The organism is Specibacter sp. BI4 (assembly GCF_056680095.1).
Genome location: NZ_CM155265.1, coordinates 4,022,664 through 4,038,287, shown reverse-complemented (window position 1 = coordinate 4,038,287; position 15,624 = coordinate 4,022,664). Strand labels below are relative to the sequence as shown.

Here is a 15,624-nt window from a genome sequence, read left to right as displayed (position 1 = left end):
CGGTCCGGTTGCGGAGGCCGGGGCCGCCGCAACCGGAAGGTTTAGCTACTTGAGGTCTTCGGCCTTGTAGTAACCGCTGTCGATGAGTTCCTTGGAGTAGTTGTCCTTCGTGACAACGACAGGCTGGAGCAGGAAGGTCGGAACGACCTTGACCTTGTTGTCGTAGCTGGTGGTGTCATTGACCTCCGGTGTCTTGCCGGTGAGGATTGCGTCCGTCATGGCGACGGCCTGCTCACCCAGCTGCCGGGTGTCCTTGAAGACGGTGGAGTACTGCTGGCCGGCAATGATCGACTTCACCGAGGCAGCTTCAGCATCCTGGCCCGTGATGACGGGCAGCGCGTCGGTGGCGTAGCCCGAGGACTCCAATGCCGAGATGATGCCGATGGACAGTCCGTCATAGGGCGACATCACGCCGTCAACCTTTTCGCCGTCCGAGTACGAGCTGGCGATCAGGTTCTGCATGCGCTTCTGTGCCGTCGCCGGATCCCAGCGCAGCGTGGCAATCTGGGTGAAACCTGTCTGGCCGCTCTTGACCACCAGGGTGCCGTCGTCAAGGTACTTCTGCAGCGTCTTCATGGCACCGTTGTAAACAAAGGTGGCGTTGTTGTCATCCGGGCTTCCACCGAAGAGCTCCACATTGAACGGACCTTTTTCGCCGGTTTCCTTGCCGCTTTCGTCCAGGATTCCCAAGCCGGTGAGCAGGGAGGTGGCCTGTTCCACGCCGACTTTTTCGTTGTCGAAGGTGGTGTAGTAGTCCACGTTGGCGTTGCCGTTGATGAGGCGGTCATAGGCGATGACCTTGATGCCTGCCTTGGCGGCGTCGTCAAGCTGGTCGCTCAAGGCGGTTCCATCGATGGAGGCGATGATCATGACCTTGACGCCCTTGGTGATCATGTTGCTCACCTGCTGGACCTGCTGCGGGATCTTGTCATCGGCGTACTCGAGGGTTGTCTTGTAGCCAAGCTTCTCAAGGGACTGCTGGATGGCGGTCCCGTCCTTGATCCAGCGTTCGGAGGTCTTGGTGGGCATCGCGATCCCGATCAGGGCCCCTGTGTTGTCGACGGAGCCGTCTTCGGCAGCCGGAGCCCCGCCGCGGGTGCCGCAGCCTGCGGTTCCCAGGGTGAGGCCGAGGGCCAAGGCGCCAACGATCAATGTCTTAAGTTTCATGGTGAGTTCCTTTACGCCCCGTGCGCGTCATTGCCATGGGCTGGTAGGTGTCCTGCGTTGTGCTGGGATGTTGTCCCACTGTGGGGAGGCCGCGCAAACAGTGGTTGTTAGCGCTAACATTCTTGTTTAGTGTAACTCACGACACGTCACGTGTGTCAAGTCACTGTTTCCAGGGGCCCGTGGCAGGCTCAGGACCGGTCCCGGCGCAGTCCGTCCACGCCGCCAAAAAGCCACCAGGGCAGGTCGCAGGCGCAGTGGTGTGGCCCGCCGGATCAAAGCAGACGGGCGCCCCCTCCGCCGGAAATGCAGGGGCAGACAAGCCACTGCATTCCGTGCGAAGGGGGCACCCGTTGCGGAGTTGGGCGCAGCCGTTCAGGCGCCGGAAAACTTGCCGTACTGCTCGCGGATGACCGGGTGGTGGTCCGTCGGCGGTGCCGCTTCGAGATCCAGTTCCCAGTCCGGCCGAGCGCCGTCCAGCGCCCATGCGGCCTGGACGGCCGCACCGCGGGCAACATACTCGCCCGGGGCCGGCACGATCACCGGCACGCCAAACACCTGGGCCGCCACGGCCTGCACGGCCGGGTTTTGCGCCGCCCCGCCGATCAACAGCAGCCGCTCGGCGCCGACACCGGACGCCGTGACGGCATCCAGCCCGTCGGCCAGCCCGCACAGCATGCCCTCGATGGCTGCCCGGGCAGTGTTGGCCCGGGTGGTTGAGGCAATGGTCAGGCCGTGGAAACTGGCCTTCGCATTGGGCAGGTTCGGGGTGCGCTCGCCCTCAAAGTAGGGGACAAGCACCACGCCGCCACTGCCGGGTTCGGCCGCCAATGCCAGATCCGCGAACTCGTCAAAGGACACGTCCAGCAGCCCCGCAACGGAGCTGAGGATGCGTGCCGCGTTCAAGGTGACGGCTATCGGCAGGTAGGCGCCGGCGGCGTCGGCAAAGCCGGCCACCGTTCCCGAGGGGTCGTTGACCGCAGCAGCTGCCGCGGCAAACACCGTGCCGCTGGTGCCCAGGGAAATGACCACGTCGCCGGCGGTGATGCCAAGGCCCAGGGCGCCGGCCGCGTTGTCGCCGGCTCCGGTGCCAATCACGATCCTGCTGCCGCCTGCATGGTCCGCGTGCACCGTGCCGATGACGTCCGACGGCGCAGCAACCTTGGGCAGCACAACGTGCGTCCCAGCCTGGCCGGCAGAGCCGGCTTCGCGCGCGGGCCGGCCAAAGGCCGCCTCAAACAGTTCAAGGTCGTAGGCTTCACGCGCGGGGGACCAGTAGGCGGTGCCACTCGCATCGGAACGGTCAGTGACAAGCTGTTCAAGGTCAGGTCCCAGCGGGCTTTCGTCCGCGGGGCCGTAGCCGCGCAGGCGCCAGGACAGCCAGTCGTGGGGGAGTGCTACGGCGGCCACGCGCGTTGCGTTGTCCGGTTCGTTGTCGCGGACCCAGCGGACCTTGGTGATTGTGAGCGATGCAACGGGTACCGAGCCGCAGCGCTCAACCAGGGCTGCGGCGCCGAACTCGGCAATCAGGGCATCGGCCGAAACTGCTGAACGGTTGTCGTTCCACAGCAGGGCGTCGCGAACCACACGGCCTTCGGCATCCAGCAGGACCATGCCATGCTGTTGTCCCGCGATGGCGAGGGAGGAAACATCAGCCAGCCCTCCGGCGTCGGCCATGGCTTCCTGCAGGGCAGACCACCAGTGGGAGGGGTGGACCTCCGAACCGTCCGGGTGGGATGCCCGGCCGGTGCGGAGGGTGCGCCCGTTGCGGGAATCGAGAATGACAACCTTGCAGCTTTGGGTCGAGGAATCGATCCCGGCAACGAGCGCCATGGGGTTACCGGGCGCCGAGCAGGTGCTCGATGAAGAGCTGCTGCAGCTTGACGAAGCCGAAGCCCTTGCCGCCGAAGTAGGATTCCGTGTCGAAGTCCTCGTAGGAGGCCTTGTCGGCACGGAGGGCTTCCCAGCCCTCGCCCGGGTTCAGGGTGGGCTCGTTGATCTCTTCCACGCGGGAGGCAAGCAGGGCTGCCTGGACCTCGGGGTCGGCGCGGAATGCGGTGGCGCGTTCCTTGAGCAGGAGGTAGGTCTGCATGTTGGCTGCAGCCGAGTCCCAGACGCCGTCGATGTCTTCGGTGCGTGAGGGCTTGTAGTCGAAGTGGCGCGGTCCGGTGTAGGACGGGCCGCCGTTGGGGCCGCCGTTTTCCAGCAGGTCGACGAGGGAGAAGGCGTTCTGCAGGTCGCCGTGGCCGAACACCAGGTCCTGGTCGAACTTGATGGAGCGCTGGCCGTTGAGGTCAATGTGGAACAGCTTGCCCTGGTAGAGCGCCTGGGCGATGCCGTGGGTGAAATTCAGCCCGGCCATCTGCTCGTGGCCGGTCTCCGGGTTGATGCCGACCATTTCGGGGCGTTCCAGCGTTTCGATGAACGCCATCGCGTGGCCAAGGGTGGGCAGGAGGATGTCGCCGCGGGGTTCGTTCGGCTTGGGCTCAATCGCGAAACGGATGTTGTAGCCCTTGTCGGTGACGTAGTCGCCCAAAAGGTTGACGGCCTCGCGGTAGCGCTCGAGGGCGCCGCGGATGTCCTTGGCGGAGTCGTATTCGCTGCCTTCACGACCGCCCCACATGACAAAGGTCTCGGCGCCAAGCTCGGCGGCCAGGTCGATGTTTTCGATGACCTTGCGGATGGCGAAGCGGCGCACACCGCGGTCGTTGGAGGTGAAGCCGCCGTCCTTGAAGACCGGGTGGCTGAACAGGTTCGTGGTGACCATCGGCACGATTAAGCCGGTGGAGTCCAGTGCGCCCTTGAGGCGGTCGATCTCGTGCTGGCGCTCGGTGGCGGTGGCATCGAACGGGAAAAGGTCGTTGTCGTGGAACGTCAGGCCGTAGGCACCCAGGTCGCTGAGGCGGTTGACTGCCTCAACGGTGTCCAGCTTGGGGCGGGTGGCGGAACCGAACTGGTCCTGTGCTTCCCATCCCACGGTCCAGAGGCCGAATGAGAACTTGTCTTCGCGTGTTGGCTGCAATGCCATGGGATTCCTCCAGTGGTGATGTGCGTCTCGATAAATATGTTCTGACTAAAAACATAAGCCAAGAAACTGCTGGCGTCAAGGGCTGCTCCGGTGAACGTTCTGCTGTACGATCTCAGGTATAAGGCGGAACTGTGCCGTTTGGCGCTGGGCACGCCTATTAAGTTGTCAAGACGATCAGAATTCTGGTTTTTACCTTCGAATGCACAGTGTTTGATCCGGTTGCGGTGACGGCCGTGCCGACCACGGCACTGTGGCAGAGCGACCCAAGGGGCGCCGGTTGCTAGGGGTGAAGGCGGGATGTGCACAGTATTCTTAGAAGGATTTAGGCATTGAAAGAGGTGAACAGAGTGGCGTTGACGGAACAGGCTCAACCCGGTCCCCGGCCAAGGGGCAGAAACCTCGAAGACGTGAGGCGCAACAATCTCGTCCTCGTGCTGGGGCTCGCCCATGTCCAGGGGCGGGTCTCCCGCGCCGACGTCACCCGGTTGACGGGGCTGAACCGCTCAACCGTCGGCGGGCTCGTGGCCGAACTCGTCGAGTTGGGCCTTGTGGATGAGCAGGAACCCGGCGCTGCCCACCATGCCGGCCGGCCGAGCCCTGTCATTGTTCCCCGCAAGGACATTGTGGCCATCGCCGTGAACCCTGAAATTGACGCTGTCACCATCGGACTGGTGTCCCTGTCGGGTGAGGTGCTCAAACGGATCCGGTACGACACCGCCCGGGTGCAGACGCCGGAGGAAGTCGTCAACATTGTCACCGCCGTGGTGGCGGGCATGCGCGGCGAGCTCGACAGTTCGTTCCGCACGGTCGGCGTCGGGGTCGCCCTGCCCGGCCTGGTTCGCGACTGGGACGGGGAAGTCGTTGTTGCGCCGCACCTGGGCTGGCACAACGTCCCGTTTTCGGCCATGCTCAGTGACGCGCTTGGCTTGCCTGTGGTGTCCTCCAACGACGCATCCGCCGGAATCGTTGCCGAAAGCACTTTCGGGGCCGGCCGCGGGGCGCGCGAACACATCTACCTCAATGGCGGGGCCAGCGGCATTGGCGGCGGCATCGTCATCAGGGGCCTGCAGTTTCCGGGCGCCAGTGGTTTTGCGGGCGAGTTTGGGCATTCACTGGTGAATTCTGCCGGGGTTCTTTGCTACTGCGGCGCGTATGGATGTTTGGAAACCGAGGTCCGGCAATCCGCGCTGCTTGACGCCGTCGGCTTGGAGACTGCCAACAGCGAGCAGCTTGAGAACGTGCTGACAACCCAGTTTGCCCGGCCCGGGGGACCGGACCCGGACCTGCTGGCATTGGTGCACCGCCAGGTCGACTTCCTGGCCGAATCCTTGCGCGGCACAGTGAACATCTTCAATCCCGAGCTTGTCATTCTGGGCGGTTTTCTGGGCACGCTTTACGTGATTGCCAAGGAGCGGCTTGAATCCGGGGTGCGGGGCAAAACGCTTCAAGGCGCGCGGGACGACGTCAGGTTCGCCCGTGCCGAGCTTGGCCTGGACCTGATGATGATCGGTGCCGCACAGTTGGCGTTCGCCCCGGTCCTCGCAGATCCTGCAAGCATCGCCAGCACCCTGGGCCAGGCCGGCTGAGCGCCCGCGTCTACATCGTGTCGGACTCGGTCTCGTCCTCCGCGGCCAGCGTTGCCGCGTGCTCGTTGATCTCCTCGATGTCCGGCGTCACCATTTCCGAGTAAACCTCGGCCAAGGGGTCGCGATCCGCGGGCTCGTTGATCAGGTCCTTGTCGTCATAATCTGGGTTCTTGCGCATATCCACACCCTAGCCCCGGGCAGGTGGGGCCGCCAGAGCTTTTTCGCCGCAATCGGCGGCGTCTGCTCCCTCGGCGCCGTTCGCCTTCCCAAGTACGACGGCGGACTCCGCACCGTCCGCTGCTGTCGAACAGACCTGATCTCAGTGCAGCCAGAGGCCACGCCAAGGCAGCTACCCCACGGTCCCCGGCACAAAGAACGTGGTCGACGACAGCCGGGCCCCGTCCAGCAGCACCACCCATTCATACGTTGCGCCGACGGGCAGCGGCAACCCGCCGGGAAAATTGAGCACCACGTTCGAACTCCCCGGGAAGCCCATCGGCGGCTGCTGCACATTGGGAGCCACGGAGTGCCTGAAATCGACCGACTGGTTGAACCGCATCACGTTCGGTCCCTCCGCACCGGCAACCGTGACGGCCCGTCCGTCCGTGTCCACGAGCAGCACCTCCACGGCCGCCCGCGTCTCATCAAAGGCGGGAATGCTCACGGAAACGCTCACAAACAGCGAGAACGGCGCGGTCTGGCCCGTCTTTGCATCCGACCCCAGGAACGTGATCCCGCCACCAATCACATTGACCTTGCCGGCCGCATCAATGTTGACGAAATCGGCGATCAAAATGTTGGCGCTCGCACTCGAAAGGTCGGTCATGCGGAAGCCTCCGTAGCTGTCAGGAAAGTTGTCGCCGGCAAGTCACTTAACCATAGGCGCACTCATGGACATCTTGTCCTGCCCATGAAGCACGACGCCGGACACTCACGGAGTTCAGGCTTCATGGACTTCCGCTTTGGGTTCAGGGGCATCCAAAAAGATACGAAGCGCGTCGCAGCGGCCGGGCGCCCTGAGAGCCTTTATCGTCGTAGATTCAATCTGGCGGATGCGTTCCCGGGTGACGCCGTAGACCTGGCCAATTTCTTCAAGGGTCTTGGCGACTCCGTCCTGCAGGCCATAGCGCATCGACAATACACCGGCTTCGCGTTCGCTGAGGGTATCGAGGACGCCATGCACTGCCGCCAGCATGTCGGCCTGTTCGACGTACTCGTGGGCCGTGACTTCAAAAGGATCTACGATCTGCTCGGACAGCGATTCCGTACCGCCGCGACCATTGGAAACTTGTACATCAAGCGAAAACAAGGGTTTGGCATAGTTCAGAACCTGTTCAACCTTTTCGGGGGATTCACCAAGGTACTTGGCCATTTCTTCCGGAGTGGCTGGCCGCCCCAAATCACTTGTCAGCCGTCGCCGCATGGTCAGAAACTTGTTGATGAGTTCCGTCATGTGAACTGGTACACGGATCGTGCGCCCAAGATCGGCAATGGCACGGGTAATTGCCTGACGGATCCACCAGGTGGCGTAGGTCGAGAACTTGTTGCCCAAGGTGTAGTCGAATTTCTGGACTGCATGAAGCAGTCCCAGATTTCCTTCTTGGATGAGGTCGATGAAGTCGAGACCGCGGTCCGTGTATTTTTTCGCGATGGAAACGACAAGGCGCAAATTGGCGTTCACCATGGTTTCACGGGCGCTGTCGCCCAATCTCGCCAGAGTTTCCAAGTCATGGCGTTCCCGACGTGAACTCAAAATCAAATTCTTCAATTTATAGGTGGCCATCAAGCCCGCCTCGATGGCTTGTCCAAGGTCCACCTCAGCGGCAGCATCGAGAAGAGTGAACTTCCCGATCCTCTTCAGGTAGTCGCTGACGATATCGTCTGAGAAACCCACCACCCGGGTCAGGAGCTCGGCGGGCTCATCGTCGTCTTCGGGCAGGTCAAAGAGCGGTGCTGGGCGATCAGGTGTGACATCAGGGCCGTGGTTGCGTGGCGCTGGCTCGCCAGCACCTTCACCGGCTCCGCCAGCAGTTGGCCCTTCAGGAGCGATGTCCGGTTCGGGGTACCGTAGAAAGTCCTCAATTTTCTGGACGTCGGTTGAGACTGCAAAGAACTCGTACCGGCGCGCAAACGGGAGAACCCGGCCGAGGAACTCCTCGCCTTGCACGGCGGGATCTTCAACGGTGTTCATCGCGTACAGAACAACTAGTCGCCCGACGCGACCGTCCTTCTTTCTACGGATCACGCGGCCCAGCCGTTGAACCATTTGACGCTGGCTGCCGTTGGCGGCAACGATGATGCCTAGATCTGCCTCGGGAACGTCGACGCCCTCATCCAAGATGCGCGGCGCTGCCAACACTTGGGCGTCTCGATTGCTGAAGTCAACGAGTCCTTGTTTGCGGTCCTCTGGTCGCATGCCGCTGTAGATGGCTGTTGCGGTGCACCCTACCGTGCGGCAAATCTCTTGGGCGCTGCGGGCCGATGCTTGTGTCTGGGTGAAGACCAGGGTGCCGCCGGATTCTACGACTGGCGCATGCAGAGCGGCCAGGGCCAGTCCCTTGGTTTTCGTTTCGGCCAGAAGCGACCTCCGTGCCGACATGGCTTTCATATACTTGCGGGCCAGACCAGTTTCGGCGGTGAGAGAAGCAGAAGCCGCCAATGCAGCAACGGCGGCAATAAACGCGGTGAACGGTGTTGGTGGCACGTTGGCGTATTGCTTCAAATAGCGGGCAGCCTCAGACATCGCGTCTGAGTACTCGTCGTATTCGGTCCGCTCCGAAGGTGTGAGCTCAACTCCAACAAGAGCAATGTCGAATGGCGCAATGACGTCATCTCGCAGTGCTCTGTCGTACCAGAGGTTAAAGACCACCCCGCCAAAATAGGGTGACAGCGTTTCTTCATGGCCGCCGTCGGTCCTCTCATATGTGGCGGTCAGGCCGAGGCGCCAGTTGTACCCTTGCCCCAGCGCCGCGGCGAAGAGGGGTGCGGCGTAGCGGTGGCACTCATCGGCAATCAGCAGCCCGGCTTTGTGCGCCCGCAGAGTCTGGTGTGTGGCGGCCGAGTGGACGATGGCGACCAGTACGTCCACATCGTCCAGTGAGTCAGTCCGACCATTGCCGAGAGAACCCGTGGAAGCGGCGGGAAAGTCGCGGTTCAACGTGGCGAGCCATTGGCGCTGGAGCTCAGCGGTGGGCACCAGGATCAGCACCTTGATGCCTTGCCGAACTGCCTCATGGGCAGCGGCGACACCAAGGCGGGTCTTGCCGGAACCGGTCACAGCCTCGATGACACCGCGGCGGGCATTGTCGTGCCAGGCGTCGAGGGCTTCCTGCTGCCACGGGTAAAGGAAGTCGTAGTCGGCCGCAGCGGGAATGTTGTTGGAGACGGGCGACAAACTGCTTTGAAGAACGACGGCGTGATTCTCAATTGGTGTGTCAGTTACCTGCGACATAATGTCCCCTTTTCCTGCAGCGACCACCGGCGTGTGATGGTGATCTCAGGATAGGGAGGGGGTCTGACATTCAATGGAGTTACAAAACTTTAGGTGAACAGCCGAATGTGCGGAATCATGACGCGGCCACACGTCCACTATGTGCCGCTGTACGAAACCACAACCTGCGGATACCCGGGGATGTCCAGCCGCCGTTGCTCGAAGTTGGACAGTCGCACAAACGTGAGACCGTTCCAGCCCTGATCGCGGGTGTTGCCGCCGGCAGCAACCGCCCACTCGTCCTCGGAATCCGAAGCCCACGCCACGACGGTTTCATGCGGCACATCAAGCGGCGCGATCCGCTCCTCGCCTGTGTCCAAATTGAGCACGGATAGGTTCGGGTTCCCGGTCGCATTGCCGAAGGAGCCAGTCCCCACGGTGAGCAGAAGCCGGCCGGCCAGTGCCGTGCCGTGGGAGTGGGAGTTTGCGACACTCGGCACAGTGCTTGTCTCACCCGTCGCAGGATCCAATCGCACCACCACCTTGCCCTGCACCGGCAACAGGATCGTCCCGTCGGTGTCGACGGCGGCATAGTGGATCTTCTCCCACGACGCCAGGCCGCCCTCTGTGCCGAACGGCGCAATCTCGGTCGTCGTCGCACGCAGGGAAGCCGGATCCACCACCGTGACGGTGAAACTGTCGTGGTCAATCGTCGCCACCCACGAACCGTCGGGCGCCACCACAACGTCGAACGGCCGCCAGCCCACCTGCACGGACCCGGTGAATGTCCCGCGCTGAACGTCATACACTTCTAGGTGCGTCGTCTGCACATCGGTGCCAACGGCGACATATACCGCGGACCCGTCGGGTGCCACCGCGAGCCCCAAACCGCCCGGCCGGTACTCGCCTTGGGTGATGCGCGGCGCCGGGTGCAGGTACGGAACAAGGGACCGCCGCGTGAACGTCGCCAGATCCACTACCGCGAGGCCTTCCGCCGTCGCTACATACGCGGCATTGCCCGGCGCATGGGCACCGATGCCCCACGGAGCCGCACCCACCGTCAGAAACTCAACGGCGCCCGGATCCTGGTTCTCGGGATTGATCCGGGCGATCCCATCACTGTGTGCCAGTGTCGCCAGTAGAAAAGAAGAGTTCGACGGCGGATTGCTGGCGCGGGGTCCAGTGCTCGCCGAAGGCTGGGGTGCCGCTCCAGAGGGAGGGTTCGTCACTTGAGCATCTCTGGTGCAGCCAGCCAGGGCCAGGCTTGCGAGCCCCGCCGCGGCCAGCACCGTGCGGCGCGCCATTAGGGGCGCCACGGCTGCGCCCGCGAAAGTGCCAGATCCAGTTGGTTGCCCCCGGTCTCGCGCAGCTGTTCGGAGTCGCCCACAACCACAGGCAATGTGCGCGCACGCGAGAGTCCCACGTACAGCCGTTCGGCCGCGCGGTCCATGTCGCGGAAACCGTCAACGCAGAGAATCACCACCGAGCGCTCCAAGCCCTTGAAGCCCAGAACGTGTCCGTAGAACTCGGTCTCGTTGGCATGGAATTCCCGCCAGTACTCGTCGATGGTGTGACTATCGAAGTGTTCCTGATGGATCGGGTGCCTGGATTTAGTGGTTAACAAGGCAATCTGGTTGTTGTCCCAGCCATCGGCGATTAGTGCGTCTACGCAGTCACTGGCCACGTCCATGGCCTCCTCCGGAGAGCATTCCACCCGGCGAACGGCCAGACCGGTGCTGCCTCGCGGCGTGAAACAGTCACCGGCAAAGCTTTTGAACGTCTCGGCAATCTTTTTGGTGTTGCGGAGGTTATCGTCGACGTGGATCGTAGTCAGGTCCTGGAGCGCCTTGGCTGAATCCCAGCGTTTGTAGACATCCTGCCGGTCATCCATAAACGCGTAGATCGCGGACTCATCCGGTTCCTTCAAACATGCCCGAAGGGCCTCCCACCAACTCGGTGCAAAGTCCTGAGCCTCGTCCACGATGATCGCGTCAAACTTTTCATGGTGCGGCATGTCTGCCGCCAGTTCCCTGAGCAGCCTGGGCATCTCAACGTCAAAGTACTTCTGGCCAATGCCTTCAGGAACGCCCAGCGAGAGCACGTACTCGTGGAATTCGCCCGTGAAACCTGGCTTGGCGCTGCGCCACTTCGACACCTGACTCGCCAGATGCATTCCTAAGCCCTGGTTATAACAGAACAAGCCCACATTCTTGCCGTCCTTGCACAGCTCCCGTGCTTTCTGCACGGCCAGCCACGTCTTGCCGCTGCCTGCGCCGCCGGTGAATCTGATGCGGGGAAGAGACCGCGTTGCGGATAGTAAAACGGCCTGCCGCTCAGTCAGGTGGTCCTGGACAACCTCGTCCTCCTCATGGCCCGCAGCATCCCCGTCGGGTTGCTCCAAGCTCCCCTCAAGGTGGGGCAGGATTCTTTCCAAGAACGACGGCGCCAAGGGTACAGTTCCGCCGCCTTCGCTCTCGATCGCGTGCCGAATTTTATCAGCTGGATTCTTGAGGTTGTCTTTGTCTAGAAAGAGCGCCCGTGGGTTGCCTGATTTGACCCATTCCTGAGACATGGCGGAATAGGGGAAGGCAGCCATGTAGACGAAGCGGCTCGTCAACAGGGAACCCATCTGGTCGGCCAGCCAGTCTTTCAAAGCGTGCGCGGAGCCCTGCGATTGGGCAAGCGGATCCTGAAGTTTGCGCTTGCCAGCTGCCCTGTCCGACTGGAACCACTGGCCGTTTTCATTGCTGACGAGGCCACCCTTGACCTCGATGGCAGCAATACCCACACCTGGCCAGAGCACAAGAATGTCGATCTCATGCTCGGCCCGGCCGTGCCTCACTTGAACGGAGTGGGTCAGTACCACGCTTTCTGGCAGTTCGACTTTCAGAACATCCCAGACGGCTTTCTCGGCGAGCTGGCCGTCAGTGAAGTCGGGCTCCGGTGGAATGAGGCGCAAGGTGGGTCCTCTCGGTGATGGGTGACGTTGCTATCAATCTACCGATGTCAGGACCTTAAGCTGCGCGATTACGACGTCTGGTGGGTCGGTGCAGCTATGTACTCAAAGAGTCCGTCGTCAATGGGACTCACGAAGTCCAAGTCCATGGTGACTACATCGAGTTCTTTGCCACTGTCGCTGGACATCGTCGTCTGCACAGCATCGCTCGAGCTAGCCTGGCCCAGATAGTAGAAGTCAGATCCTTCTGCATCGTCCTTTTTTACGAAGACATGAAGCGGGACCGCCCCGCCGACAATGGCACGAACCTCGGCACTCTTGAGTGTTCGTTTGCTCCTCGTGAACCACTTGAGTGTTGACGGGTCTACGAGTTCATCCTCGTAGCGGGTGCTTTCCGATACGTGGTCGGCCTTGTGGTAGGTAACAAAGATCGGGCACGTCTGTGAAAACTCATCCACCTTGTAGCCGTACATGGTGCTGTATTCATTGGACTTCCAGTTGAGCAGACGGCAAACGTCTTTGCGTGAGTACATCTTGCCGACTTCCAGCCGTCCTGATCGCTGGTAACGGTGGCGGGACAGATAAAGCCCTGTGGCTACAACATCATCGACATGTTTTTGAAGCAGCGGGGATTTTTCCATCAAGGCACGGATGTGTTCGGACAAGCTGAAGGAGCCGTCCGCGAATACGATGATTGGCTCATTGCCGTACCTTTTCAGTTCCAGTGCGGTGAAGAATTCGAGAGAAAAAATGCGCTGAACTGAATCGATGGTCTTGTCGTCGTGGGCACACCCCTGTGACGCCAGCAGATCACGGTACTCATCTCGGCTGAAACTTCCGCTCGACAGTACACGTTGGAGCAGCAAGAGCTCGTGCGCACGCTTTCCATTGAGAATTTCGGTTGACAGAAAACTGAGGAGCGCCGCTTCTGGTTCGGAGGGAACGACGAGTTCCGCTTTTAGCTTATTCTGCAGGATCCAATAGTTTTTGCTCTTTGTGGCCACGACAACTGGATCGGCACTGTCGAAGCGGGCGAAGTCGAGCAGCAGGGGCGGGCGCCCAAGCCGATGCTTCAGCGCATTGAAGGCTGCCTTAATGTTGGCCATGCTGTCCAGAGAGGTGTTTGCCAACGACTGCAGGACACGTTTGCGTGCAATTTCGTCAAAGTTGACGCTGGAAAGACCCGATATGGTGCCAGCTTGGTCAGCGTTTATCAACTTTTTACGGATGACATCCTTGTTCAGTGAACTGTCGCCAATTAGCGCAATCGGAATGAGGAAATTGTTCGCATAGTTTCCAATAAAGTCAATGACACGAAGGTGGTCTTTGCCGGGCGCCTTGCGCAGTCCACGTCCGAGCTGCTGTGTGAAAATGATGCTTGACTTGGTTTGCCTCAACATGACCACTTGGTTGACCGACGGTATGTCGATGCCTTCATTGAAGATATCAACCGTCAAGATGTAATCGAGTTCCCCCGATTCGAGGCGATTGACAGTGTTGTTCCGGACTTCGATGGAGTCCGTGCCAGTCAGGACTTGCGTTCGGAGTTTTGCGCCATTGACGAAAGAGTCATTCAGCAGGCGGGAGAGCTCAAATGCCTCGTCACGGCGGCTACAGAACATTAGCCCTCGAGTAGGACCGACGTGGCCATAAGTTTTGATCGCCTGCACGAGGTAGGAAACGCGTTCGGGCGCCACCAGACGGGCAAGGTTCGATGTCTCGTCGACTGTTGTGCCGCCAGAATCAACGTAGTCGGTCACACCGTAGTAATGGAACGGCACCAGCATCTCAGCTTCAAGTGCAGCCTGTAACCGAATCTCGTACGGAACGTTGTAGTCGAACAGTTCGAAGACGTTGAAATCATCGGTCCGCTCCGGCGTGGCTGTGAGTCCCAGCAGGAAATCTGGCTGGAACCAGTCGATTAGACGTCGGTAGCTCCCTGCGCCAGCGCGATGGACCTCATCAATCAAGATGTAGTCGAAATGCTCCTTGTCGATTGTTTCCAGGACTGCAGTCTTGGACAGGGACTGGATGGTCGCGAAGACGTACTGACACTCTATCTCTCGCCGAGGACCTACAAATTTGCCGAAGTTGCGGGGATGGACTTGGAGTACTCGTCCAAACTCTTCCATGGCGCGGTCGAGGATCTGTTCCCTATGGACCACAAAGAGCATTCGCTTGGGGTTGACGTCTCGAACATCCAATGCCGCGAGGATTGTTTTGCCCGTACCGGTAGCTGAAATTACAACTGCTCTGCATTCGCCCGACGCTCGAACTTCGTTTATGGCCTCCAGGGCCTCAATCTGCATGACGTTTGGGTAGATCTTTTGCGCGGGCACCAAGGCATCGGGATCCAGTGCAGGCGGGTGGTCCTCAACCAGAGTTCGTGAATTCTGGACATACGCTTCTTCGTACTCATCAATCCAGGATGCCGTGAGTTTCCGAGAAGCATCCACTTGCCGTTCAATGGCGTCATGGAGCTGCTCAACGATGTCACCGCCCGGCAGTGCGGAAAATCGGAGGTTCCATTCCAAGTTTTGAAGCAAGGCCCTGGAAGTGAGATTGGAACTTCCGACGATGGCCGTCGTAGCGTCCTCTTGGTTGAATACGTAGCCTTTGGCGTGAAATCCGCCGGAGGTGCCGGGATGAATGAACACATCGACGTTGTCGAGGGTGAGCAGCTCCCGGAACATGTCCGGGGAATTAAAATCCAGATAAGTCGACGTAACGATGACTCCGGTTCCTTGGAAATCAAGGAGCGCCTGCTTTAACAGTGCGATGGATCCCGTAGTAATAAATGCGACAGAGATGACGAAGTGCTTGGAACGTTGCAGTTCCTGGCGAATGGCGCGCAGCATCGTATTCTCATCCTCATTGGAAATGAGAACCGGATGGAACAGTTGATTTGATTCTGTAGTGGCGTCGATGAATCCGAATGCGGTGTCAGCCTGAACGACGCTGGCGAATCCGAAGCTCATTTGCCGTGTTCCCGTACAAGCCGATCGACAGCAGGTATATCAGCGGGTGCCCAGTCCAGCGATGGTAGGTCGGGTACAGGAACCCAGCGGATGTCGTCATGCTCAGTTAGCTGGGGGACGCCTACCAACAGGCGACAAACATAGGTCGCCAGGATGACGATGCCAAAATCGTATTCGTACTCGGTTGTCTCGAGATGATCGCCAATCTCGGCAGTGCACAAAAGCTCTTCCTTGAGTTCCCGCTGCAGGGCCTCTTGGGGAGACTCTCCAGGCTCGATCTTGCCGCCAGGGAACTCCCACATGCCAGCGAGCGACATGGACTTGCCACGTTGCGCTGCCAGGACGGTATCACCGTCGACTAAAACTGCTCCAACAACGTGGATGCGCTTCTTGGTTTTGGGTTGGGAATCGAGACTCGTCATAATCGACCAGGCTAGCAGTCTCGACGAGTGCCGAATCCGAACTGTGGAATCCGCTGAGCT

At 60.5% G+C, this 15,624-nt stretch carries 11 protein-coding genes; 1 reads left to right on the top strand and 10 read right to left on the bottom strand.

Going from position 1 to position 15,624, the window contains the following annotated elements; all coding sequences use genetic code 11:
* Positions 1–45: 45 nt before the first annotated feature.
* The 3 genes from chvE to xylA all read right to left on the bottom strand — a co-directional run bounded on the left by chvE (position 46) and on the right by xylA (position 4,192).
* Positions 46–1,167, bottom strand: a complete 1,122-nt coding sequence (gene chvE / locus AC1L6K_RS18240) for a multiple monosaccharide ABC transporter substrate-binding protein (protein ID WP_480950245.1) — start codon at positions 1,165–1,167, stop codon at positions 46–48.
* A gap of 372 nt (positions 1,168–1,539) precedes the next feature.
* Positions 1,540–2,997: a xylulokinase gene (xylB, locus tag AC1L6K_RS18235; RefSeq protein WP_480950244.1), complete on the bottom strand. Its 1,458-nt coding sequence runs from the start codon at positions 2,995–2,997 to the stop codon at positions 1,540–1,542.
* A 4-nt stretch (positions 2,998–3,001) separates the two neighbouring features.
* Positions 3,002–4,192: a xylose isomerase gene (gene xylA, locus AC1L6K_RS18230; RefSeq protein WP_480950243.1), complete on the bottom strand. Its 1,191-nt coding sequence runs from the start codon at positions 4,190–4,192 to the stop codon at positions 3,002–3,004.
* A 407-nt stretch (positions 4,193–4,599) separates the two neighbouring features.
* Between xylA and AC1L6K_RS18225 the strand changes: the two genes are divergently transcribed.
* Complete coding sequence (locus tag AC1L6K_RS18225; protein WP_480950242.1) at positions 4,600–5,778, top strand: ROK family protein; 1,179 nt, start codon at positions 4,600–4,602, stop codon at positions 5,776–5,778.
* Between the two features lie 10 nt (positions 5,779–5,788).
* Here the strand turns inward: AC1L6K_RS18225 and AC1L6K_RS18220 are convergent, their stop codons facing one another.
* From AC1L6K_RS18220 to AC1L6K_RS18190, 7 genes are all read right to left on the bottom strand, one after another.
* Entirely contained in the window at positions 5,789–5,956 is a 168-nt protein-coding gene (locus AC1L6K_RS18220; RefSeq protein ID WP_480950241.1) for a hypothetical protein, read from the bottom strand.
* Positions 5,957–6,127: 171 nt separating this feature from the next.
* Positions 6,128–6,604: a DUF6941 family protein gene (locus tag AC1L6K_RS18215; RefSeq protein WP_480950240.1), complete on the bottom strand. Its 477-nt coding sequence runs from the start codon at positions 6,602–6,604 to the stop codon at positions 6,128–6,130.
* 114 nt (positions 6,605–6,718) lie between these two features.
* Positions 6,719–9,229: a sigma-70 family RNA polymerase sigma factor gene (locus AC1L6K_RS18210; RefSeq protein WP_480950239.1), complete on the bottom strand. Its 2,511-nt coding sequence runs from the start codon at positions 9,227–9,229 to the stop codon at positions 6,719–6,721.
* 137 nt (positions 9,230–9,366) lie between these two features.
* Positions 9,367–10,437, bottom strand: coding sequence for a hypothetical protein (locus AC1L6K_RS18205; protein ID WP_480950238.1), 1,071 nt, complete (start codon positions 10,435–10,437; stop codon positions 9,367–9,369).
* 74 nt (positions 10,438–10,511) lie between these two features.
* Positions 10,512–12,167, bottom strand: a complete 1,656-nt coding sequence (locus tag AC1L6K_RS18200) for an NERD domain-containing protein (protein ID WP_480950237.1) — start codon at positions 12,165–12,167, stop codon at positions 10,512–10,514.
* A gap of 68 nt (positions 12,168–12,235) precedes the next feature.
* Positions 12,236–15,142 carry a DEAD/DEAH box helicase gene (locus tag AC1L6K_RS18195; protein ID WP_480950236.1) on the bottom strand — a complete coding sequence of 969 codons (2,907 nt, stop codon included), beginning with the start codon at positions 15,140–15,142 and terminating at the stop codon, positions 12,236–12,238.
* Positions 15,139–15,564 (bottom strand): (deoxy)nucleoside triphosphate pyrophosphohydrolase, encoded by a 426-nt coding sequence (locus AC1L6K_RS18190; RefSeq protein ID WP_480950235.1) that lies wholly within the window; start codon positions 15,562–15,564, stop codon positions 15,139–15,141. The genes AC1L6K_RS18195 and AC1L6K_RS18190 overlap by 4 nt, the downstream gene beginning before the upstream one ends.
* Positions 15,565–15,624: the final 60 nt, after the last annotated feature.

What these genes read in the sequence shown, in the direction of transcription:
- chvE (WP_480950245.1), bottom strand. Translation starts at nt 1,167, where the DNA reads ATGAAACTTAAGACATTGATCGTTGGCGCCTTGGCCCTCGGCCTCACC.
- xylB (WP_480950244.1), bottom strand. Translation starts at nt 2,997, where the DNA reads ATGGCGCTCGTTGCCGGGATCGATTCCTCGACCCAAAGCTGCAAGGTT.
- xylA (WP_480950243.1), bottom strand. Translation starts at nt 4,192, where the DNA reads ATGGCATTGCAGCCAACACGCGAAGACAAGTTCTCATTCGGCCTCTGG.
- AC1L6K_RS18220 (WP_480950241.1), bottom strand. Translation starts at nt 5,956, where the DNA reads ATGCGCAAGAACCCAGATTATGACGACAAGGACCTGATCAACGAGCCC.
- AC1L6K_RS18215 (WP_480950240.1), bottom strand. Translation starts at nt 6,604, where the DNA reads ATGACCGACCTTTCGAGTGCGAGCGCCAACATTTTGATCGCCGATTTC.
- AC1L6K_RS18210 (WP_480950239.1), bottom strand. Translation starts at nt 9,229, where the DNA reads ATGTCGCAGGTAACTGACACACCAATTGAGAATCACGCCGTCGTTCTT.
- AC1L6K_RS18195 (WP_480950236.1), bottom strand. Translation starts at nt 15,142, where the DNA reads ATGAGCTTCGGATTCGCCAGCGTCGTTCAGGCTGACACCGCATTCGGA.
- AC1L6K_RS18190 (WP_480950235.1), bottom strand. Translation starts at nt 15,564, where the DNA reads ATGACGAGTCTCGATTCCCAACCCAAAACCAAGAAGCGCATCCACGTT.